Consider the following 22402-nt stretch of genomic DNA (forward strand, 5'->3'; position numbering starts at 1 on the left):
GTATAGCAATGAAACAAGTAAATGTAAAGAATAACAGTCCCGATTATAAGAAAATTTATACGGATATTCTGAATAAAAGATTTCCAGGGAAAATAAAAGAATGTAAAGAGATACTGAATAAAGAAGTCCTTTCCCATCTGGATGTGATCAATATCAACAGTTTAATATTCGGGAATGGTACGAAAGAAGCTTCAGAATTTAATCAGAAACACCGGTTTTATAATAAACCCACTATTCTGAAGATCCTGGATTACCAGAAGAAACATCATTTAAACAATACCCAGCTGGCAATGCACTTTAAAATGAGCAGAAATACGGTGACAAAATGGAAGAAAATATTTTTAGTCTGAATATATTTTAAAACGATCAGAATCAATCGTTTTTTCATGGTTTATTAAAAAAGCCGTTTCTCACTGAGAAACGGCTTTTCGAAAATTAATATAAAACGCCTAAACTTTCCGGTGCAAACCCCGAAAGTTCTTCAACTTTTCCTTCTTTTATTTTTTTCACCCACTGGTAATCATTTAACAGGGCACGTCCTACAGCTACAAGGTCAAAATCGCCTCTTTCCAGTCTACGTATAAGTTCTGTAAGATCTGTTGTTTCCGAACCTTCGCCGGCAAATGCTGTCATAAAATCTTCTTTAAGACCTACAGAACCTACTGTAATTGTTGGTTGTCCGGTTATTTTCTTTGCCCATCCTGCGAAATTAAGGTCTGAACCTTCAAATTCAGGCTCCCAGAATCTGCGTTGTGAGCAATGGAAGATATCAGCTCCAGCCTCTTTCATCGGCAGAAGCCATTCTTCCATTTCAGCAGGTGTTGTGGCAAGTCTGCTTTTATAATCCTGCTGTTTCCATTGAGAAAGACGGATGATGATCGTGAAATCTTCTCCTACGGCAGCTCTTATAGCTTTGATGACATCTACGGCAAAACGGCTTCTTTCTTTTATGGTCTTGCCTCCGTATTCATCGGTTCTGGTATTGGTAACTTCCCAAAAGAACTGATCGATAAGGTAGCCATGGGCACCATGAATTTCAATACAATCAAATCCAAGGTCTTTTGCTGCTTTTGCTGACGCTGCAAACTGTCTGATGGTATCTTCAATGTCTTCAAGGGACATCGTTGCTGCTTTCTCCATTGGGGTAAGAGGATATTCCTCCGACATTCTCGTGTCTCCCACATGCCATATCTGTGGTCCCATTTTTCCACCGTTCTGGTGAACCTGGTCAATAACGTTTTTCCAGCCCTGTAAGGCTTCTGTTCCATAAAAATCCGGAATATTCTGTACGTTTTTAGATCCCGGCCTGTTGATTACTGTACCTTCTGAAAGAATTAAGCCAACCTCTGAAGCTGCTCTTCTGGCATAGTAATCGGCAATCTGTTGTGTAGGAACTCCATCTGCAGACTGGGCTCTGGTCATAGGAGCCATTACTATTCTGTTTTTAAGTTGAAGTTTTTTATAGCTAAATGGACTGAATAATGCGTCTGTGCTCATTTTTGAATTTAATATTTTTAAATTGTTTTTGTTACACAAAGTAACTAATAATAATTTGTTTTTGTATCTATTGAAAGAAAAAAATAGTAACTTTGTTGTAACAAATAATAGTAACCTATTAGTAACTTATGAGACAGAACAAAATGACACAATGCAGCTGCCCTTTAGGTAAGGCAATGTCAGCTTTAGGAAGTAAATGGAAACCGATTATTGTAATGGTAATCAGAGACAGGACATTGCGTTTCGGAGAGATTGCAGCACGCATTCATGTGATTTCCCGTAAAGTTCTTACCGATCAGTTGAGGGAAATGGAAGAAGACGGTTTGCTGATAAGAGAAGAATTTAAAGAGCTTCCGCCAAGGGTAGAATATTCTCTTACGGAAAAAGGAATTGCTCTCCTGCCTATTCTGCAATTGCTGGAAGAATGGGAAGCAAGATTTGCGATGAGTGAAATGGTAAGTGTAAATAACAATTAAAATGCGAAGCATACTGGTTGCTGAAAGTATAAAGCAGGCTCAATACCGGCTCTGTATCATCTATGCAGACATTTTAAAGTTTTCACCGTTTAATATTCTTTATTAAAAAAACAATAATTTTTTTACATAAGTACGATTAATTGATATTAGTCGTTATATTTACCTAAATAATATTTAATTCACAAAAAGAAAACTGAATTAACAGACCATAATTTTTTAAATGACGAGTAAAATCATTGGAGTAGGAAACTATATTCCCCCCGAAACTATCACAAATTTATTCTTTGACAAGCATAATTTTATCAATAAAAGCGGAGAATCATTAACAGAAAGTAACGCTATTATCGCCAGTAAGCTGAAAGAGATTACCGGTATTGAAGAAAGAAGGTACGCAAGTAATGACCAGGTGACTTCTGATTTAGGCCTGATCGCTGCGCAGGCAGCAATTGATGACGCCGGAATTGATCCGGAAACCTTAGATTACATCATATTTGCCCATAATTTTGGAGATGTACGTTTTGGTACTGTTCAATCGGATACGGTTCCGAGTCTTGCTTCAAGGGTAAAACATCTTTTGAAAATCAAAAATAACTTTTGTGTCGCTTACGACGTACTATTCGGATGTCCCGGATGGATTGAAGGCGTAATACAGGCCAATGCCTTTATTAAATCCGGAATCGCCGGAAGATGTCTGGTAATTGGAGCAGAAACACTGTCCAGGGTTGTGGATATCCATGATCGGGACAGTATGATTTATGCTGATGGAGCAGGGGCGGCCATTTTAGAGGTCAGCAATGATGAATCCGGTATACAGTCCCATGTTTCGGCCTCTTTTACCCTGAAGGAAAAGGATTATCTGTTTTTCGGAAAATCTTATAATAATGAGAAGTGCCCGGATACCAAATACATTAAAATGGAAGGTAGGAAAATCTATGAATTTGCCCTTTCCAATGTACCGGATGCAATGAAGAAATGCCTGGATGAGAGCGGGTATGAGATCAACCAGCTGGATAAAATCATCATTCACCAGGCTAATGAAAAAATGGATGAAGCAATTGTAAAACGATTTTATCAGCTCTATGATACACCAATGCCGGAAAATATAATGCCAATGGTGATTAATAAATTGGGTAACAGCAGTGTTGCTACCATTCCGTCTTTACTTACCATGATTTTAAACGGTGAATTGCCATCGCATCAGATCGATAAAGGAGATGTTGTATTATTTGCTTCAGTAGGAGCGGGGATGAACGTTAATGCATTTGTATATAAATTCTAAAATCAAAGTGAATAATTTTCGCTTGAAACTGATTTTAATTAAAACACTATAGTTTTGATAACAATTGTTTTATACTATAGATTAATTTGAAGTTTCAATCCTTTTCTACAGATATACAAAAATATTTTGCCAGAAACAAAAAACGCTTTATATTTGCACCACTGAAAACGAAGGCATAGCCGGAGTTCAGGGAGAGTTGGCAGAGTGGTCGATTGCGGCAGTCTTGAAAACTGTTGACTGTAACAGGTCCGGGGGTTCGAATCCCTCACTCTCCGCCATTTGGAGAAACAAATAAAATCAAAAGCCTTTAAATACTAAGATTTAAAGGCTTTTTTTTTATTTTGAGGTACTTTTTTTCAACCGGATTTACACTTTAAGAAACTTAAGCATCCTAAAAAAAGCGCACCGATTGGTACGCTTCATATCATTTTAAGCTTGCTTATTAATGTAGTTCAGCAAGATATTTCTCTGCATCCATAGCTGACATACAACCACTTCCTGCCGCTGTGATAGCCTGCCTGTAAATATGATCCTGAACATCACCCGCCGCAAAAACTCCCGGTAGGTTTGTTCTTGAAGATCCTTTTTCCGTCAGGATATATCCGTTTTCATCCAAATCAATCTGCCCTACAAAGATATCAGTATTCGGTTTGTGACCGATGGCAATAAAGATTCCGTCAACATCAATCGTAGAGGTTTCCTGAGTCTGGTTATTGATTACCACAGCTCTCTCCACAAGGCTGTTTTCTCCTTCAATACCGATTAATTCATGATGAAATCTCACTTCAATATTCGGGGTGTTATCTACTCTGTGGATCATTGCTTTTGAGGCTCTGAACACATCTTTTCTTACCAGCATCGTTACCTTTCTGCATAATTTAGCGAGATAAGTCGCTTCTTCAGCGGCCGTATCTCCTGCTCCTACTACCACAACATCTTTTCCTTTATAGAAGAATCCGTCACAGGTAGCACAGGCAGATACTCCTCCACCGGCATATTTTTTCTCGTCATCAAGACCTAAATATTTTGCAGTAGCCCCCGTAGAAATAATGACCGTTTTAGCCAGAATTTCTTTGTTTCCTGCATATAGCTTGTGAACTCCACCAATTTCTCTGGAAAGCTCAACTTTAGTGATCATTTCGTAATGAACCTTAGTATCAAATCTTTCTGCCTGCTTCTGCAAATCCATCATCATTTCCGGACCTGTAATCCCGGCCGGATACCCTGGAAAATTGTCAACTTCTGTGGTTGTAGTTAATTGACCGCCCGGCTCCAAACCTGTATACAGTTCAGGTTTCAAGTCTGCTCTTGCCGCATAAATTGCTGCTGTGAAACCAGAAGGTCCAGATCCTACGATAACACAATCTAAAATGTTTTGCTCCATATTTTGCTTTTCAAAAGATTATAAAATTAACGAGCGCTAATTTCGTAATTTTTAATGTCTTATTAAAGTTATTTTAATGATACTTGTCAATATCGAATATGTGAATTGTCAATTGTTTTTTAGAGGCTCAATTGCTAAAGGTTAAAAAATGAAATCGCAACTTGTGAAACTGTCAATTTGTTTGATTACACATCTGCTCCACCCCATAACTCATAACTCATAACTCATAACTTATAATTCTTAATCATTTAAACCTTCAGCTTAATTTTATCCACATGAATAATCTTGTACACCAGCTCCTTGATAAGTTCTGTTTCATTCATATTCACTGCTCCCAGACCTTTTCCTTTCATGTCAAATTCTCTCAGGATAGAAATCACCCTTGTGGCATGTTTTAAAGGATATAGCCTTGCACTTTCTGCGTAATCTTTTATGAAATAAGGATTGATTCCCATCTGAGAAGCAATAGTTTGTGGTGACTGTCCGGCCATTGTCTGGTACATAATCACATTGGAAAAATAATTGTACAGGCTTGCCAGCATCATCACAAAAGGATTATTTTTAGGATTTTTCCCCATAAAATGCGCGATCTTAAAGGCTGCATTTGCATTTTTTGTTCCTAAAGCCTTCTGTAGTTCAAAAACATTGTACTCCTTACTGATTCCGATATGGTTTTCAATAATGTTTCCATCGAGAACCTCATCGTTTTTAAGGATAATTTTCAGTTTATTCAGTTCGTTGGCAATTCTTGAAAGGTCGTTTCCAAGGTATTCTGCAAGGAGATGGGAAATATTCGGAGCTGTTCTAATGCTTAATTTAATGCATTCATCAGCAATCCACTTCGGTAAATTATTTTCCTTGATTGATTCGCTCAGAAAAAGGGCCTTTGCTTTATCCAGAGCTTTTGTCACTTTTTTCCTGCTATCCAGCTTTTTATGTTTGTGGGCAAAAATGAGAACTGTAGAAGGAACCGGATTTTCCACATAAGCTTCCAGAATCCTGTTTTCCTCTTCATTAAGCTTTAAATCCTGTGCCTCTTTTATGATAATCACCTGTCTGTCACCCATCATCGGAAACTGTCTCGCCAATGAAAGTATTTCCTGATAAGAAGTATCTTTTCCATAAGCAACGGTCTGGTTGAATGCTTTTTCATCTTCTTCCAGAAACTCATGTTCAAAGGCTTTTACAACAACATCAATAAAGTAAGCTTCTTCTCCGTGGAAAAAATAAATCGGTAAAACTTCTTTATTTTTAATATTTTTGAGGATTAAATCTAATTCTTTCATCTTTTAATGGAACTTCCAAAACTGAACTTTCAGGAAACTTTTGATTTTAAATTCAAGAAAGACAAAGATAAGTTTTTTATTTATGATTTAGTTCGTAAAACTTACCTTTTGCTTACTCCTGAAGAATGGGTAAGACAGCACTGGATACATTATTACCTCACGGTAGAATCCTATTCTATATCGGCTTTAATCACAGAAAAAAAGATTGTCCTGAACGGCTTAACCAAAAGAATTGACCTACTGATTACTGAAAAAGCCCAACCCAAAATATTGATTGAATGTAAAGCTCCACAAATTAAATTAACAGAAAAAACTTTTGAGCAAACCGCAAGATATAACTCTATTATAGGGGCGAAAGAAATTATTTTAACCAATGGCCTGCAGCATATCAGTGCGTATTTTGAAAACGAGCAGTATCAGTTTTATAAGCCGTAAAAAATTCGTGCGGAATGACAGGCTTTACACTTTCTTATGTGAACTATATATTTTCAGGATGTTAATTTTTTTACAAAACAGACGTTCCGGTGCCTGTAAATAAAAAAGTTTTGTGAATTTTGTAGTGTATAATTTTTAAACAAATTCAACAAGAAATAAAATATGGAAATTAAAAACATAGTATTCGATTTTGGGGGTGTTTTAATGGATTGGAATCCGAGATATTTTTTCAGGGGTTATTTTAATGATGATGAAAAAATGGAATACTTTCTTACTCATATCGCACAACAGGAATGGAATGAAGAACAGGACCGCGGCAGAACTCTTGCAGAAGGAACAGAAATCCAGGTTAAAAAATTCCCTGAATGGGAAAAAGAAATCAGGGCGTATTATGATAACTGGACTGTCATGTTAAAGAGCGACATTCCTCACAATGTTGAAGTTCTAAGAAAATTGGGTAAAACCGATTATCAGTTATACGGTTTAACCAACTGGTCGGAAGAAACATTCCCGTATGCCCTGGAAAATTATGACTTCTTTCAGCTGTTTAATGGAAAAATTGTTGTTTCGGGAACAGAGAAATTAATTAAGCCCGATCCCAAAATCTGGCATGTTTTATTGGAAAGATATGATCTACAGGCTAATGAATCTGTTTTCATTGACGATAATCCAAAAAATATTGAAATGGCACAGTCATTGGGTTTCAGTACAGTTCATATCACTCCGGATACCAATTTAGAAGAAAAACTCAATAGCCTAGGTGTAAAATTTGAATAGACACTTTTAACAGAATTCTATTAATCCTCATTATAAGTTATTTTTATTAATTTAGATGAGGATTTTTTATTAAATATATGATAAGAACAAAATCACACTGTCTTCGTTCAACATGGCAAACTACTTTTGAAAATCACTAAAATTACAAAATATGATACGTTCAATTTTATTCACCGCTTTATTTATGACTTCAGGATCTTTATTCAGTCAAAAACTCTCAACAGTCTCCTATCAGGACGGTTCTCAGAAATTAAGCGGCCTGGTGACTTCCAATGCCGGAAAAAAACTTCCGGGAGTGCTTATTCTTCCTGCCTGGAAAGGGATAGACGATGAAGCTAAAACTGCTGCCGCTGAGCTTGAAAAACAAGGTTATATTGCTTTCATTGCCGATATTTACGGAGAAGGAAATATACCTGCCGATAATACTGCTGCTGCAAAAACCTCAGGTTATTACAAACAGAATTATGAAGCCTACCAGAAGCGCATTGCATTAGCTTTGGAACAGCTTAAGAAAAGCGGGGCTATCCCATCAAAAATTGCTGTTATAGGATATTGTTTCGGTGGTACCGGAGCTTTAGAATCGGCGAGAGGAAACTTACCTGTAGCAGGCGTTGTTTCTATTCACGGAAGCCTTTCAAAAGACCAGACCAGAAAAAACGGAAATATCACCTCTAAAATACTAGTTGAAAATCCGGCTGATGACCAGGGAGTAACCCGGGAGGATTATGACAACCTGATCAAAGAGATGAATGAAGGAAAGGCAGACTGGCAAATTATCACGTATGCGCATTCAAAACACACATTCACAGATCCGAAATCACCGGATTATAATGAAATAATGGCAAAGAGAGCATGGAATCATACTTTGATGTTCCTGAAGGAAGTTTTAAATCATTAATGTAACAATCTAACAGTGTACCTGTATAACAATTTTGGATTCAGTCTAGATCATTGGTACATTGTTAGATTATTTAAGTTGATACATTGTTTAGTCTACTCCTTCCTCTTCCCTATGCACGAGCTCTATTGAAAACGCAGGAAGACAGATGGCGATATATTCGCAAGGCTCAGCATAAGGATTGCTGTAACGTACTCTTGCTCCTTTTTCAACAAGAATGCTCTGGCCTTTTTCTAAAACGACAGTTTCGCCATCAATTTCAAACTGCTTTTTTCCTGAGACAATGATAGTAAATTCGTCAAATTCAGGAGTCTGATAAGGTTCACTCCAATCCGGTGGTGCTACCATATGAGCAATTGAGATATTTGAATTCTGAGTTGAGTTTCCCCAGTGCTCTTCGATTAATTTCCCATCTGTTGTAGGAACTACAAATGGAGATTTCTGAATTTTATATTTTTTCATTTTTGCCAGTTTTCTTTTGTTATTTCGTACACAAAATTAGTTCTTGTAGATTCTCCGAAATAAGCGACCTCTTCTTCGGCAATTTTTTGCCCGCCAAGCCTTTCCAAAGCGATTTGCGAACGGAAATTCTCTTTACCGATATGGAAATGAACCTTATCTACAAATCCGAAAATATAATCCAGCATAAGCTTTTTGATCTGTGGATTAATTCCTTTTCCCCAGGACTTTGTCCCGTAAAAAGTATATCCTACAAAAATGCTGTTGTTATTTTCATCAAAATCATAATAACGGCTGCTTCCCAACACATCACCCGAAGCTTTGTCCATTATTTTAAAAGCCCCTTTACTTTCGATAGCTCCTTTGAAAAAGTTTTCAAAGACTTCTCTTTTGTACCGGTCTTTATTAGGGTGCTGTTCCCAAACTTCAGGATCTGAAGCCACTTCATATAAAGATTCAAAATCCCCTTGCTGTAAGGGGATTAATTGATATTCCTGATTTTCTAAAACAGGTTGGATAGAAAAATTCATTTTTAGCTTTTTGTTTTTGCAGCGTCAGATTCTATTTTCTTGATTTCTTTCAGCTTATCGGAAATCTTGATAACGGCATCCAGTTTTGCAGGTTTTAAAGCAACCTCTGCCTGGGCCATATCCCATTTGATCACTAAATTTCCTGAATTTTCATCTGTCGGATTTAATGTGATCTCAAACCATTCCTGTTTGTCTGCTAATTTATTCACAGGCACCGTAACATCTACCACATCCTGTTTCGGATCATAAGTATATGCACCCCATTGCTGGAAATCTTTATTTAAAATTACTTTCCATTCTTTTTCCGTAGGAATGATGAAAAGACCATAAGTACCTGCCTGTACTGTTTTTCCACCGAAGTTAACGGCCTGTCCGAATGTAATTTTTGTAGACGAGTTGGCTCCCGCTCTCCAGACCTGTCCGTAAGGAACCAGTTCTCCGAAAATCTTACGTCCTTTCACACCCGGTCTTCCGTAATCAACGGTGATTTTAGACATTGAAAACTGCTGTTCTACCTTTTGGCGCGGGCTCAGGGCCGGAACCGAGTAGTCTTGTGCTAAACTGAAAGCTGAAGCTGATATGCAAAGTGCAAATAGTAACTTTTTCACGTGTAAATTTTTGTTTAAAAATACGAATTCAAAACAAAATAGCCTTCTCTAATTCCAATAATTTTTGTTTTCTCCAGATTCCGCCGGCATAGCCTACCAGCTCTCCATTTGACCCGATGACACGGTGACACGGGATTAAAATTGCAATTTTATTAATTCCGTTTGCTGTTCCTACGGCTCTTATCGCTTTCGGGTTTCCTAAAAATTCCGACTGCTGTTTATACGTACGGATCTCTCCCATCGGAATCTCACGCAAAAGCTGCCATACTTTTTCCTGAAACGCTGTGCCGGTAATATATAAGGGAACTTCAAACTCAGCTCTTTTACCCTCAAAATATTCTTTTAGTTCTGTTTCAAGTTGTTTGAAATGTTTATTTTCACCCTGCACAATTTCTGCATTCAAAGCTTTGGACAGTGAAATGAATTGTCTTTCCATATTTTTCCGGTCTGTAAATTCCAGCAGGCAAATTCCTTCATTAACAGCACAGGCAAACATATCTCCGAGCGGGGTTGATATGGTTTTAAGATGTATGATTTCCATATGTTCTAAATAAAAAACCTTGTCAGTTAAAACTTACAAGGCTTAAATTTATATATTTTTTTCGTTAATATCCGTAAATAGAGGAAACCCTTAATGATGGACTGCCATTCGGCCAGTCGTATTGAAAGACAATTTTACTTGGAAGATTATTTTGGTAATCGTATTGAAGATATGTTGGCTCATACATATAATCCGTGCCATCTGCTGTCAAAAACTCAGTTTTTTTAATTACATTATTTTTAGAAATCTGAGAAAAATCCTGAAGCACAAAAATGTTAAAGCTATAATCAACCAATCCTAATATTCTATTTTTATCAATTAAGAAATTAGGATTTACTTTCTGATCATATTCATATTTTATTCCTTGCATAAAAATGGAATTATCAACAAATGCAAATTCAACTCTTGAAACATTTCCATTATCCAGATAAATTTTAGTTACCCTGTTCAATTTATCGGCATTATTGAGATACTGAATATAATATTTAGCAATAATAATATTTGAAGATGGATATTCAAATGTTGTATAAGACCTTGCGTCATTAGTTACCACCGGATTCTCAGATCTTATCAGTCTGTTGCTACTGTCATAGATTAGTTTCCTACTAACATTTAAAGGGACATGATCTTCTATACCAGGATACTGATAACCCGTAATAACTATATTTGTAAGTAAATTATTACTGTTATAAGTTAAATTCTCAGTATAATTACCGTGAATATCCCAGACTTTAATCAACCGATCTCCGTTATATTCAAATTTAAAATCATATTTTTCAGCAAGACTGGCAACTCCATTGGAAACCATTTCATCTTTAATAGTTAGGGTCTGAATTTTTGCATGGTTAACACTTGAGTTTTCAATACTATCATTATCGTTAGTGCATGATAAAACGATAAGTGATAAGAAACAAAAAAGAAATTTCTTCATGTAGAGTTATTAGAATCGCAAAATTAGAGATTTATTGCATTCCTGACAAATGGAAATAAAACATTGAGTTTAGCCTCGATCTTTCATTTCCAGCACTCTTTTCGCCTGTTCAATATGCCTCAGATTGTGATAGGTTATAAAACGAAATGTATCACCAAGTTTGAGTTTAATAAGTTTTGAAATACTGATTCCGGTTTTGGTTTTTTCGAGATCAATGTTTTTTGCTCTTTCCAGTAGATCTGACCATTGGTTTTGCTGATCAATAAATATATTTAAAACATTTTTATCCAGCCGGCTGTGAATAGGATTCATCGTTTTGAATGTTTTCATTGCATTCAGTTTTTCTTTCGGAAGCATGCTTTTGGCAAAATAATTTCCTAAAACTCCCGGTGAAAAAGTTTTTTTTGGTGCTGGGCCTGAGGTTGAGGCCGGCATTCTTCTATTAATTTCAGGAATATAAAAGTTTCCATACCGATTGAGGTGTTCGATGCATTCCAGCACACTCCAGCTGTTTTCCAAAGCTCTGTAATTAAGCTCATTTTCCGGTCTATTCAAAAGTGTTTCTGTATATTGAACATTTTGAGAAGTGATTTCTTTTAATTCTGAAATTAACTGTAAAGAAGAAATTTTCATTGATGATTTTTATGCAAATTTCAGGATTGGATTTTTCTTAAATATTGATCAGGCTCAAGATTTTTTTAATCTTGATAATGTTTCCGGGCTCATCCGTAAATAATTGGCTATATATTTATTTGGAATTTCCTGAAATAGCTGAGGGCTTCTGCTTAAAACCCTTTCAAATCGTTTTTTCGGAGAGCCAATGAGTAAATCTTTTTCTCTTTCAAGCTGCTGTAATACCAGATCTTCCAAAATAAAATTCCAAAGTTTCAGGTTTTCATCACCGGAATGAATAAATTCATAGAATTTTTTTTTTGAGGCTATCCTTACTTCTGTTTTTTTAAGCGCCTGGATATAAAAATCTGATGGTTTTCCGGATAAAAAAGAATCCAGTGAAACAATAATATTTCCTGTATATCCGAAACGGATAATCCGTTCTTCCTCATCGTCCATGATAAAAATCCTGACACTGCCGTTTTCAATAAAATAAATATCAGTATCTGTTTCATCTTTTACTTTCAGAAACCGATACCGCCGGATTGTTTTTTTCACCTGAAACAAGTCGGCATCAAGCAGGGTTTGGATAATATTCATAAAAACTCGTTCATTAAACTAAAATTAATAAAATTTCTCAATCTACAATGTTTAAATAATTATTTCTTTTTCATCCCAAAAATAAAGGGTAATTTTCCGGTATAAAACGATTAACCATTAACCCATTAAACAATGTCAAAAAAAATAAATATTATATTTTTTTTCACCGCTATTTTTTTCACGGCAAATGCACAGGAAACAGTTCCGTTCCGGCTTACAAAATACAATAATATCATTGTAAAAGCACTGGTGAATGATCAAGATTCTCTGGACCTTATGTTTCAAATTGCCATGGGAGATGCCTCAATCTCTCCTGAACGCACACGAAAAGCCGATCATATTATTTTTGATAAAGATGAGATCAGCGATAATAATACGGTACAGATAGGAAACATTTCAAAGAAAAGCATCCGTTTTTTTGATAATGAAATTACAGGACATGAGGCGGACGGAAAAATAGGAACAGGATTTTTTGCAGGAAAAGCATTCAAAATCGATTATGATAACAACCAGTTTGTTATTTATGATCAGCTGCCGGATTTAAAAGAGTATCAGCTTATCACCATATTTCCGGAGAGAGATCAGCTATTCATCAATGCAGACAATATTATTGACGGAAAACAGCAGGAGGGCCATTTTCTTCTTCAATCCGGATATTCCGGCGGGCTGCTTTACAATAATCAGTTTGCAGAAGATCATCAACTGGATAAGAAACTGCAGGTTACCGGAGAAAAAACGCTGAAAAATTCCAGCGGAAAAAGTGTGATAACCAAACAGGGAATTTTACCCAAATTTAGAATCGGAAATATCACTATGGAAAATGTTTCTGCCGGATTTTTTGCCGGAGACCTCAAAACACAGAAAGTAAGCTATTTCGGTGCAGATACCCTGCGAAGATTTATCTGGATTTTTTCTGCTGACAGGAAAACAGCTTACATTAAACCCAGCAAATATTTTTCTGAACCTTATTTTAAAATCAATTAAAAAATAAAAATCCCCGGCTTATGTAGACTGAACGGTATTATTTTGTTTCAGTTTTTCTCCCGCTCTCAGACAGTAGAATTTTCTTAACGTTACAGCTTCCTATGTCATTTTAATTGGGGGTTAGCAATAGACAGGTTTATTTACATTCCCATCGAAGACATCATCATAGACATATAGTAATTGGCACAGTGTAATGAATTCATCAATATGATTTCTTTATTGGAAAATATTTCAAAAGCATCAGATGTTTTTATCTGATATTCATAATTCATGATGTTCCATTTCAGGTGCGGTTTCATCACCAGAAGTTCGACGCCGTCCTGATCTGTAAGTATAAATGACTCTTTGAAAATACCTCTGTGCTTAAAAACATAACTTTTCTTTTCGTCATCAAAGTAAGTTTGTATAACAATTTCTCCATTCCAGTTCATTCTGAATTTTAGGAATACTTTTTCTTCCTGCTTAAGCTCAATTGTTGTTCCCCAGAAACCTTTCGGCTCAACCTGGTAGCTTGAATCTGCCGTTTCTATTATTGCGTTAAACTTAAACCAACTTTTGTAAGACAGCTTCCCGATTAAGTTACCGTCTTTTGTCACATCAAAAGATAAAGAGCTGTTTGATTTTGCCTGATATTCTGCCATGGTTATTATTATTTGGTGGAATTTATCTGTTTTTAAACTTTCAAAGCGGGCTTACCTGTTTTTCCAGTTTTTTATTTCTATCCTGTATCTGTTAATGTTTATTTTCTCACTTTGGAACAGATTATTGCTTATTTCTTTTCCGTTTGTAAATTTTGTATAAACTACAATTCTATTTGTTGTTGGATCAATTACATAAACAGAATGGCCGTTAAACTCAATGCCTTTCAGTTTTCCATCTTTCAGATAAGCATAAGTAGGATGCAACCTATCCCCGTCAAATAATATTTTATCTGAATCAGAAACAAAATTTTGAAATTTGTTTTCAAATTTGTTACGATATGAACACTGAGATAACAAAAATAAAGCTGAGATATATAATAAAACTTTAATATTTCCTCTCATAAATCTTTAACTTCTATCCATAAGTTGCTAATAATGCCGAATTTACACAAATTCTATCAATGAACAAATAGTTTAATTTCACCCAATAAAAAAACCTCATAGATTTTCGAAATCTATGAGGTTTAGAATATTTATTTTTGAAATTACATGGTCTCCATTTTGAAGCTCATGCTTTCGATCACTTTCAATATGGCTTCAACTGTATCCATCGAAGTCAGACAAGGGACACCGTTTTCCACACTCATCCTTCTGATCTGGAATCCGTCTCTTTCTGCCTGTTTTCCTTTTGTCGTTGTGTTTACTACATACTGTACTTTTCCTTTCTGGATCAGGTCGATCAGGTTTACACTTTCTTCCCCTATTTTGTATCCTATTTTACAAGGAATTCCTTTTTCTTCGAAGAATTTAGCCGTTCCTTCCGTTGCCCAGATCCTGAAGCCTACTTCATGGAATCTTGTTGCCAGATCTGCTGCTTCCTGCTTATGCTTATCAGCTACCGTAAAGAGAATTGAACCATGCATCGGAACTTTTCTTCCTGCTGCAATCAATCCTTTGTAAAGGGCTTTTTCCAGTGTGGTATCTTTCCCCATCACTTCTCCCGTCGATTTCATTTCAGGGCCTAAGGAGATATCTACTTTTGTCAGCTTTGAGAATGAGAATACCGGAACTTTTACAAATACACCTTCTTTATTCGGTACCAGTCCGTTTTTGTAACCTAAATCTTTCAGTTTTTGTCCTAAAATTGCTTTTGTAGCCAGGTTAGCCATCGGAACATCCGTGATTTTAGAAAGGAAAGGAACCGTTCTTGATGAACGTGGGTTGACTTCGATCACAAAGACATTTCCATCAAACAAAACGTATTGTATATTCATTAGTCCTATTACATTCAGTCCTTTCGCCAGTCTTTCCGTATAATCTACCAATGTGTCAATTTCTTTTGGGGAAACATTCTGTGGCGGATATACTGCGATTGAGTCTCCGGAGTGAACTCCCGCTCTCTCGATGTGCTCCATAATTCCGGGAATAACTACGGTTTCCCCATCACAGATAGCATCTACTTCCACTTCTTTTCCGGTAATATACCGGTCGACCAATACCGGGTGTTCCGGGCTTGCATCTACCGCATGTTCCATATAGTGTGCCAGTTCTGTTTCAGTATACACAATTTCCATTGCCCGACCTCCTAAAACGTAGCTCGGACGTACCAGAACCGGATAACCGATTTCGTTTGCAATTTTTATCGCTTCTTCTTTTGATGTGGATGTTTTTCCTAAAGGTTGCGGAATTCCCAGCTCCTGAAGCGCTTTCTCAAATTTATCCCTGTTTTCGGCTCTGTCAAGGTCTTCCAGTGAAGTTCCCAGGATCTTCACCCCGTGGCTTGCCAGTTTATCGGCCAGGTTAATCGCTGTTTGTCCACCGAACTGAACAACCACCCCTGTTGGTTTCTCAAGCTCGATGATATTCATTACATCTTCTTCCGTTAAAGGCTCAAAGTATAATTTATCCGAGATTGAGAAGTCTGTAGAAACCGTTTCAGGGTTATTATTGATGATAATCGCTTCATAACCCATTTCTTTGATTGCCCAAACTGAGTGAACCGTTGCGTAATCAAACTCAACCCCTTGTCCGATTCTGATTGGCCCGGAGCCCAAAACGATGATTTTTTCTTTATCTGAAACCACACTTTCATTTTCTTCTTCGTAAGTTCCGTAGAAATAAGGGGTTTCACTTTCAAATTCTGCAGCACAGGTGTCTACCATTTTATAAACCGGCATCACTCCGTTTTCTTTTCTGAAATTGAAAACTTCTCTTTGTGTTGCATCCCAAAGGACAGCGATATTCAGATCGGCAAAACCTAATTTTTTCGCTTTGATTAAAGTTTCCTTATCAAATTTATGGTCTGCAATTTCTTTTTCAAAATCAATCAGTTTTTTGATCTTCCAGATGAAGAATTTATCTATTTTACTCCATTCTACGATCTGCTCCCAGTCATAGCCTCTTCTTAGAGCATCACCGATAATGAATAATCTTTCATCATCACAAACTTTTATTCTTCTTTCAATTTCTTCATCTGTAAGAGCTAAAGCCTGTTTTGTTTTTAAGCCTAAATGTCTGATTCCCGTTTCCAGGGAACGGATGGCTTTTTGTAAAGACTCTTCGAAATTCCTTCCGATTGCCATTACCTCTCCTGTTGCTTTCATCTGTGTTGAAAGTCTTCTGTCTGCTGTTTCGAATTTATCGAAAGGGAATCTTGGGAATTTAGTCACCACATAATCCAAAGCCGGTTCAAAGCACGCATAAGTTTTGCCTGTTACTGGATTCATGATTTCATCTAAGGTTAAACCTACTGCAATTTTAGCGGCAATCTTAGCAATCGGGTATCCTGTTGCCTTACTTGCTAAAGCTGATGAACGGGATACTCTTGGATTTACTTCGATGATATAGTAGTTGAATGAATGTGGGTCTAAAGCCAGCTGCACGTTACATCCACCTTCAATTCCCAAAGCTCTGATGATTTTCAGGGAGGCATTTCTCAGCAGCTGGTATTCTCTGTCTGAAAGTGTCTGAGACGGTGCTACGACGATAGAATCTCCTGTGTGAACTCCTACAGGATCTATATTTTCCATGTTACAAACCACAATTGCATTGTCGTTGGCGTCACGCATTACTTCGTATTCGATTTCTTTGAAACCTGCGATTGATTTTTCAATAAGACATTGTGTTACCGGGCTGTATTTCAATCCTAATTCTGCAATTTCTTTCAATTCAGCTTCATTGGAAGCGATCCCACCTCCTGTTCCACCCATAGTGAATGCAGGACGAACGATCACAGGGTACCCGATTTTATCAGCAAAATTAAGTGCTCCTTCTACGGTGTTTACAATATCAGATTCAGGAACCGGCTCATTCAGCTCCCGCATCAGTTCACGGAATAAATCTCTGTCTTCCGCTCTGTTGATCGCTGAAAGAGTTGTTCCCAACACTTCAACTTTACATTCTTCAAGAATTCCTGATTTTTCCAGCTCCACTGCCATATTCAGTCCCGTTTGTCCTCCAAGAGTCGGTAAAAGCGCATCCGGACGTTCTTTTCTGATGATGTGGCTTACAAACTGAAGGGATATCGGCTCAATATATACTTTATCTGCGATTTCCACATCCGTCATAATCGTTGCCGGGTTTGAATTGATCAGAATCACCTTATAGCCTTCTTCTCTCAGAGAAAGACAAGCCTGTGTTCCTGCATAATCAAATTCCGCAGCCTGACCGATGATGATAGGCCCGGAACCTATTACTAAAATTGTTTTTATATCTGTACGTTTTGCCATTTTCTATTTTAGATATGAGATGCTAGATGTCAGATTCGAGACTTCCAGCATTGTGTTTTATTTTTTTAAATTAGACTTAAATGAATAAATCATTTTTTGAATTTCATTCAGATTTGATATTAAACTATTGACTTTATCAGTATTGAGTAAATTTAATTCTCTTGTTAAAATTAATTGGGTCTGTAATTCAAACGAAGAAGCGTTCGCAATTCCAAGAAAATGATAAAACTCTCTATCGCTATTTCTTCCAGCTCCTTCAGCAATATTTGACGGAATTGAAACTACTGACCTTTTAATTTGAGAGATCAATCCAAACTTTTCATCTTTTGGTAAATCAACACAAATAATATAAATCTCTTTTGCGAGTTCTATTGATTTCTGCCAGAAAAGTAATTTCTCAAAATTATGCATGGTAAAGTCTGTTATCTGATATCTATTATCTGAAATCTAAATTACTTTTTAAAGTTCTCCATTAAATCAATGAACTCATCAAACAGGTAATTCGCATCTTCCGGGCCCGGGCTGGCTTCGGGGTGGTACTGCACTGAGAAGCAAGGATAGATTTTATGTTTCAGTCCTTCGTTGGTTCTGTCGTTCAGGGCGATGTGGGTTTCAATTAAATCTGTGTCTTTAAGGCTTTCCTGATCTACTGCATAACCGTGGTTTTGAGAGGTGATGGAAACTTTATTTTTTTCCAGGTCTAAAACTGGGTGATTCCCACCTCTGTGCCCAAACTTTAATTTGAAAGTTTTTGCTCCGCAAGCCAAACCTATTAGCTGATGTCCCAAACAGATTCCGAAGATCGGAACTTTTCCTAATAACCCGCGGATCATTTCTAATGCATGAGGATTGTCTTCAGGGTCACCGGGACCGTTTGAAAGCATAATTCCGTCAGGATCCATTAATAAAATTTCTTCTGCCGTTGTATCTTGTGAAACTACGATGATATCACAGTTTCTTTGAGAAAGTTCTCTGATAATTCCTAATTTGGAACCGAAATCAACCAATACTACTTTAAAACCTCTTCCCGGGTTTGCATATGGTGTTTTTGTGGAAACCATTTCTACCTGGTTTGTAGGGAACACTGTAGATTTTAATTCTTCAGCCACTGCATTTTCATCTGCATCAGCATTTACAATTTTCCCTTTCACAACTCCGGAGTTACGAAGAATTCTTGTCAGTCTTCTTGTATCAATTCCTGAAATCCCTGAAAGGTTTTTCTTTTTGAATAATTCATCTAAAGTAATCTGTGTCCGGAAATTGGATGGCAGGTCACAGACTTCCTTTACAATAAGCCCTTTGATTGCAGGCTCGATACTTTCATAATCATCTCTATTAATCCCATAGTTTCCGATAAGCGGATAAGTCATGCAAACAATCTGACCGCAGTATGAAGGATCAGAAATCAATTCCTGATAACCTGTCATTCCTGTATTGAAAACCACTTCTCCGGCAGTTTCCAATTCTGTTCCGAAACCTTCTCCATGAAATACTTCACCGGACTCCAGTATTAATTTTTTCTTCATTTTTTTATTTATCTCTTTATTCTATGTAATTTCTTTTGTACAATGTATAAGGTCAGTTGCAGAATGTATTTTTTACTTTTTACAATTATTTAAAAGTATGGCCTTTTTGTTCTAAAACTTCTTTCAAAATTGCCATTCTTGCGAAGACACCGTTCTGCATCTGTTTAAAGATCCTTGAACGTTCACATTCTACTAAATCTGTATCGATCTCCACCCCCCTGTTGATCGGAGCCGGGTGCATAATGATCGCTTCTTTTTTCATTGCCTTCTCTCTTTCTTTGGTCAAACCATATTTTCTATGATATTCTGACGCGGAGAAACTCATTTTTGCATCATGTCTTTCATGCTGGATTCTTAACAGCATCAGAACATCCACATCATGAATCAATTCATCTACAGCCAGATAAGTCCCGTTGATCAAAGCCCCTTCATCAAACCATTGCTCCGGTCCCGAGAAATATACTTTAGCACCTAATCTTCTTAATGCTTCTGCATTGGAGTTGGCTACACGGCTGTGTTTTACATCGCCTACAATTCCGATTTTCAGGCCTTCAAATTTCCCGAATTCCTGATAGATTGTCATCAGATCCAGCATACATTGCGAAGGGTGGTTTCCTGTTCCGTCTCCTCCATTGATTACAGGAATGCTGATATTTTTCAGTTCTTCAAAATAGCGGTCTTTCTTGTCTCTGATCACGACTAAATTTACGCCTAAACTTTCTATTGTTTTTACCGTATCGTATAAACTTTCACCTTTATTTACAGAACTGTGAGATGCATCGAAAGGTACTACCTGTAAACCTAGTTTTCTTTCAGCAATATCAAAGCTTGTTTTCGTTCTTGTACTGTCTTCAAAGAAAAGATTTGAGCAAAAAACTTCTCCTTCAATTTTGACAGTTTTTCCATTGGCAAAAGCGAGTGCTTCTGTCAGTATACTGTTGATTCTCTCGGTACTTAGTTCTGTAATCGTAAACATAATATCTTAATTTTTTCACATAAAAAAAGCGAAGACAAAATCTTCGCTTAATAACAATAAATATCGTAAAGGGCGCTTTCGCCCGGTAAATCTAATGATATAAATACTCTTTTATTCATTAGGTGCAAAGATATAAAAATTTACCGACATGGCAAAATCTAAATTCAAAAAAAAATTAAAAACCTTAACCATCCATTATTTTCATTTTTTCTTAATATTTTTGTTATCTTTCAAACTTACCGTATGGACGCAAAAGATAAATTGATTCTCAGCATTATTCAGGAAGACTCTACTTTTTCTGTAAAAGAAATTTCAGAAAAGATAGGCCTTACCTTTACTCCAACGTATGAACGTATCAAACAATTGGAGAAACAAGGAATTATTGAAAAATATGTAGGGCTTTTAAACCGTGAAAAACTGGGCCTTAATATTGTTGTTTACTGCAATATCCGTCTTAAAGAGCAATCTCAGAAAGTACTCGAAACCTTTGAAAAAAACATTGGGAAGCATGATGAAGTACAGGAAATCATCAGCCTTTCCGGTGAATATGATTATATGCTGAAGATTATTGCAAAGGATATTAATTCTTATAATGACTTCGCAGTCAATGTTATCTCAAACATTCCTAATATTGGGCAGTACCACAGCTCCATCGTCCTGCATGAGGTGAAAAAATCTACCAAATTTAAAATCGATCTGGAATAAATTTTATTTTGATCGCAAGGCTAAACAAGGCCACTTCACTCAATTTTAAAGACAGTATTTGCATTGTATTGCCTGGTTAAGTTTACGCCTTTTTACCTCTTCCGTAAATTAGAATTATTTTTCGTCTGTCTTTGCGATAAAAACCATTTATAATCAGACAGACTAAATTTCAGCTCAATAGTTTATTTTTCAGCTTATTAAACTGGTATTCGATTTTATCAAGACAAAGATCCCCTATACTTCCCTGGTGGGTATGCTGTAAGTTTCCGGGTTCAAAGTCAAATTCATTATTTTCAATTTCCTGTCCTACTTTCACATAGGCATCACGGAAAGAGCTTCCCTTCTTCACTTCTTCATTAATTTTCTCTACGCTGAAAAGGTATTTATATTTTTCATCTTCTAAAATCCCATCTTTAACCTGAATATTCGGTAAGGTATAATTTAGAATTTTCAGGCATTCTTTTAATGAATCGATTGCCGGAAACAAAATTTCTTTCGTCAGCTGAACATCTCTGTGATATCCTGACGGCAGATTGGTGGTCAGCAGGATAAGTTCATTCGGTAATGCCTGTATTCTGTTGCATCGTGCTCTAACCAATTCAAAAATATCGGGATTCTTCTTATGGGGCATAATGCTGCTTCCTGTGGTAAATTCTTTGGGAAAGCTTATAAAATCAAAATTCTGATTTAAATACAGGCATACATCATAAGCAAACTTCCCAAGTGTACCCGCCAACGTCGCCATAGCCATCGACAACACTTTTTCTGATTTTCCCCTTGTCATTTGAGCATAAACAGAGTTATAATTCATCGACTGAAATCCTAAATTACAGGTTGTACTTTCGCGGTCAATCGGAAAAGAAGAACCATAACCTGCCGCAGAGCCTAATGGGTTTTTGTTAATGATATTCTTTACGGAGAACAGCATTTCAATATCATCAGACAGCGCTTCTGCATATGCACCGAGCCAAAGCCCGAAAGAAGATGGCATTGCGATCTGCAGGTGGGTATATCCCGGTAGCAAAACATTTTTATGCTGTTCTGCCAGCTGGATCAGTATCTGGAAAAACTCATCCGTCAAGCCTGTTATTGCCCGAATTTCATCTAACAGATACAATTTAATGTCCAATAAAACCTGATCATTTCTGGATCTTGCAGTATGAATTTTCTTTCCGGTATCTCCTAATTTTTCAATCAGGATCGCTTCAACCTGCGAATGGATATCTTCAGCCTTTTTATCAATTTCAAAGGTTCCTTCTTCAATATTTTTTAGTATTTCAGATAAAACAAACAGCATCTGCCCTGCTTCTTCGGTGGAAATGATTCCAACTTCTGCAAGCATTTTACAGTGAGCCATTGAGCCCTGAACATCATATTTTGCTAATCGCTCATCAAAATCCAGGTCTTTTCCTACTGTAAACGTATTGACTAATATATTGGTGGCAAGGTCATCTTTCTGCCATATTTTTTTCATAATGATTACTATTTAATTATTATAGTATTTGATTTAAAAATCTGTTTTGACTTCG

Annotated in this window: 25 protein-coding genes and 1 tRNA gene; 9 read left to right on the forward strand and 17 right to left on the reverse strand. The window is 36.6% G+C overall.

The annotated features are described in order from the left end of the window. Window positions 1–8 precede the first annotated feature (8 nt). Entirely contained in the window at window positions 9–350 is a 342-nt protein-coding gene (locus PMI13_RS17445) for a hypothetical protein (protein WP_007846216.1), read from the forward strand. Between the two features lie 85 nt (window positions 351–435). Here PMI13_RS17445 and PMI13_RS17450 read toward each other — a convergent pair whose 3' ends face one another. Continuing rightward, window positions 436–1497 carry an NADH:flavin oxidoreductase gene (locus PMI13_RS17450; protein WP_007846217.1) on the reverse strand — a complete coding sequence of 354 codons (1062 nt, stop codon included), beginning with the start codon at window positions 1495–1497 and terminating at the stop codon, window positions 436–438. 128 nt (window positions 1498–1625) lie between these two features. Here PMI13_RS17450 and PMI13_RS17455 point away from each other — a divergent pair, with 128 nt between their 5' ends. The 3 genes from PMI13_RS17455 to PMI13_RS17465 all read left to right on the forward strand — a co-directional run bounded on the left by PMI13_RS17455 (window position 1626) and on the right by PMI13_RS17465 (window position 3530). Next, window positions 1626–1973, forward strand: coding sequence for a winged helix-turn-helix transcriptional regulator (locus tag PMI13_RS17455; protein ID WP_007846218.1), 348 nt, complete (start codon window positions 1626–1628; stop codon window positions 1971–1973). Between the two features lie 220 nt (window positions 1974–2193). Next, window positions 2194–3252: a 3-oxoacyl-ACP synthase III family protein gene (locus PMI13_RS17460; RefSeq protein WP_007846219.1), complete on the forward strand. Its 1059-nt coding sequence runs from the start codon at window positions 2194–2196 to the stop codon at window positions 3250–3252. Between the two features lie 190 nt (window positions 3253–3442). After that, window positions 3443–3530: transfer RNA gene (locus PMI13_RS17465), tRNA-Ser, on the forward strand. Window positions 3531–3694: 164 nt separating this feature from the next. Here the strand turns inward: PMI13_RS17465 and trxB are convergent. Continuing rightward, entirely contained in the window at window positions 3695–4636 is a 942-nt protein-coding gene (trxB, locus tag PMI13_RS17470) for a thioredoxin-disulfide reductase (RefSeq protein ID WP_007846222.1), read from the reverse strand. 248 nt (window positions 4637–4884) lie between these two features. Next, the gene (holA, locus tag PMI13_RS17475) at window positions 4885–5922 is read right to left on the reverse strand and encodes a DNA polymerase III subunit delta (protein WP_007846223.1); all 1038 of its coding nucleotides are present in this window, start codon (window positions 5920–5922) and stop codon (window positions 4885–4887) included. 6 nt (window positions 5923–5928) lie between these two features. Here holA and PMI13_RS17480 point away from each other — a divergent pair, with 6 nt between their 5' ends. The 3 genes from PMI13_RS17480 to PMI13_RS17490 all read left to right on the forward strand — a co-directional run bounded on the left by PMI13_RS17480 (window position 5929) and on the right by PMI13_RS17490 (window position 8032). Then, window positions 5929–6357, forward strand: a complete 429-nt coding sequence (locus tag PMI13_RS17480) for a type I restriction enzyme HsdR N-terminal domain-containing protein (protein WP_007846224.1) — start codon at window positions 5929–5931, stop codon at window positions 6355–6357. Between the two features lie 162 nt (window positions 6358–6519). Then, a complete protein-coding gene (locus PMI13_RS17485; protein ID WP_007846225.1) occupies window positions 6520–7134 on the forward strand; it encodes an HAD family hydrolase in 615 nt (204 codons plus the stop codon). A gap of 151 nt (window positions 7135–7285) precedes the next feature. Then, window positions 7286–8032, forward strand: coding sequence for a dienelactone hydrolase family protein (locus PMI13_RS17490; RefSeq protein ID WP_007846226.1), 747 nt, complete (start codon window positions 7286–7288; stop codon window positions 8030–8032). Between the two features lie 90 nt (window positions 8033–8122). Here the strand turns inward: PMI13_RS17490 and PMI13_RS17495 are convergent, their stop codons facing one another. From PMI13_RS17495 to PMI13_RS17525, 7 genes are all read right to left on the reverse strand, one after another. Beyond that, complete coding sequence (locus tag PMI13_RS17495; protein WP_007846228.1) at window positions 8123–8494, reverse strand: cupin domain-containing protein; 372 nt, start codon at window positions 8492–8494, stop codon at window positions 8123–8125. After that, the gene (locus PMI13_RS17500) at window positions 8491–9021 is read right to left on the reverse strand and encodes a GNAT family N-acetyltransferase (protein WP_007846230.1); all 531 of its coding nucleotides are present in this window, start codon (window positions 9019–9021) and stop codon (window positions 8491–8493) included. The genes PMI13_RS17495 and PMI13_RS17500 overlap by 4 nt, the downstream gene beginning before the upstream one ends. 2 nt (window positions 9022–9023) lie before the next feature. Next, window positions 9024–9629: a DUF2911 domain-containing protein gene (locus PMI13_RS17505; protein WP_007846232.1), complete on the reverse strand. Its 606-nt coding sequence runs from the start codon at window positions 9627–9629 to the stop codon at window positions 9024–9026. Between the two features lie 28 nt (window positions 9630–9657). Then, window positions 9658–10170 carry a methylated-DNA--[protein]-cysteine S-methyltransferase gene (locus PMI13_RS17510; protein ID WP_007846234.1) on the reverse strand — a complete coding sequence of 171 codons (513 nt, stop codon included), beginning with the start codon at window positions 10168–10170 and terminating at the stop codon, window positions 9658–9660. A 64-nt stretch (window positions 10171–10234) separates the two neighbouring features. Further along, window positions 10235–11101 (reverse strand): hypothetical protein, encoded by an 867-nt coding sequence (locus PMI13_RS17515; protein WP_007846235.1) that lies wholly within the window; start codon window positions 11099–11101, stop codon window positions 10235–10237. Between the two features lie 69 nt (window positions 11102–11170). Further along, window positions 11171–11734 (reverse strand): DinB family protein, encoded by a 564-nt coding sequence (locus PMI13_RS17520; protein ID WP_007846237.1) that lies wholly within the window; start codon window positions 11732–11734, stop codon window positions 11171–11173. Window positions 11735–11788: 54 nt separating this feature from the next. Further along, window positions 11789–12313, reverse strand: coding sequence for a Crp/Fnr family transcriptional regulator (locus PMI13_RS17525; protein WP_007846240.1), 525 nt, complete (start codon window positions 12311–12313; stop codon window positions 11789–11791). 132 nt (window positions 12314–12445) lie between these two features. On the opposite strand from PMI13_RS17525, the gene PMI13_RS17530 reads away from it, so the two are divergent. Continuing rightward, complete coding sequence (locus tag PMI13_RS17530; protein ID WP_007846242.1) at window positions 12446–13297, forward strand: aspartyl protease family protein; 852 nt, start codon at window positions 12446–12448, stop codon at window positions 13295–13297. A 140-nt stretch (window positions 13298–13437) separates the two neighbouring features. Here PMI13_RS17530 and PMI13_RS17535 read toward each other — a convergent pair whose 3' ends face one another. The 6 genes from PMI13_RS17535 to PMI13_RS17560 form a co-directional block, all read right to left on the reverse strand. After that, window positions 13438–13938 (reverse strand): hypothetical protein, encoded by a 501-nt coding sequence (locus PMI13_RS17535; protein ID WP_007846248.1) that lies wholly within the window; start codon window positions 13936–13938, stop codon window positions 13438–13440. A 51-nt stretch (window positions 13939–13989) separates the two neighbouring features. Further along, window positions 13990–14340, reverse strand: coding sequence for a hypothetical protein (locus PMI13_RS17540; RefSeq protein ID WP_007846249.1), 351 nt, complete (start codon window positions 14338–14340; stop codon window positions 13990–13992). A 143-nt stretch (window positions 14341–14483) separates the two neighbouring features. Next, window positions 14484–17666 carry a carbamoyl-phosphate synthase large subunit gene (gene carB, locus PMI13_RS17545; RefSeq protein WP_007846250.1) on the reverse strand — a complete coding sequence of 1061 codons (3183 nt, stop codon included), beginning with the start codon at window positions 17664–17666 and terminating at the stop codon, window positions 14484–14486. A 57-nt stretch (window positions 17667–17723) separates the two neighbouring features. After that, entirely contained in the window at window positions 17724–18077 is a 354-nt protein-coding gene (locus PMI13_RS17550; RefSeq protein ID WP_007846251.1) for a four helix bundle protein, read from the reverse strand. A gap of 41 nt (window positions 18078–18118) precedes the next feature. After that, window positions 18119–19192 carry a carbamoyl phosphate synthase small subunit gene (locus PMI13_RS17555; protein ID WP_007846252.1) on the reverse strand — a complete coding sequence of 358 codons (1074 nt, stop codon included), beginning with the start codon at window positions 19190–19192 and terminating at the stop codon, window positions 18119–18121. 85 nt (window positions 19193–19277) lie between these two features. Further along, a complete protein-coding gene (locus PMI13_RS17560) occupies window positions 19278–20168 on the reverse strand; it encodes an aspartate carbamoyltransferase catalytic subunit (protein WP_007846253.1) in 891 nt (296 codons plus the stop codon). 243 nt (window positions 20169–20411) lie between these two features. On the opposite strand from PMI13_RS17560, the gene PMI13_RS17565 reads away from it, so the two are divergent. Next, complete coding sequence (locus PMI13_RS17565) at window positions 20412–20873, forward strand: Lrp/AsnC family transcriptional regulator (protein WP_007846254.1); 462 nt, start codon at window positions 20412–20414, stop codon at window positions 20871–20873. A gap of 169 nt (window positions 20874–21042) precedes the next feature. Here PMI13_RS17565 and argH read toward each other — a convergent pair whose 3' ends face one another. After that, a complete protein-coding gene (gene argH / locus PMI13_RS17570) occupies window positions 21043–22347 on the reverse strand; it encodes an argininosuccinate lyase (RefSeq protein ID WP_007846255.1) in 1305 nt (434 codons plus the stop codon). Window positions 22348–22402 lie beyond the last annotated feature (55 nt).

The organism is Chryseobacterium populi, assembly GCF_000282115.1.
Lineage (GTDB): Bacteria > Bacteroidota > Bacteroidia > Flavobacteriales > Weeksellaceae > Chryseobacterium > Chryseobacterium populi.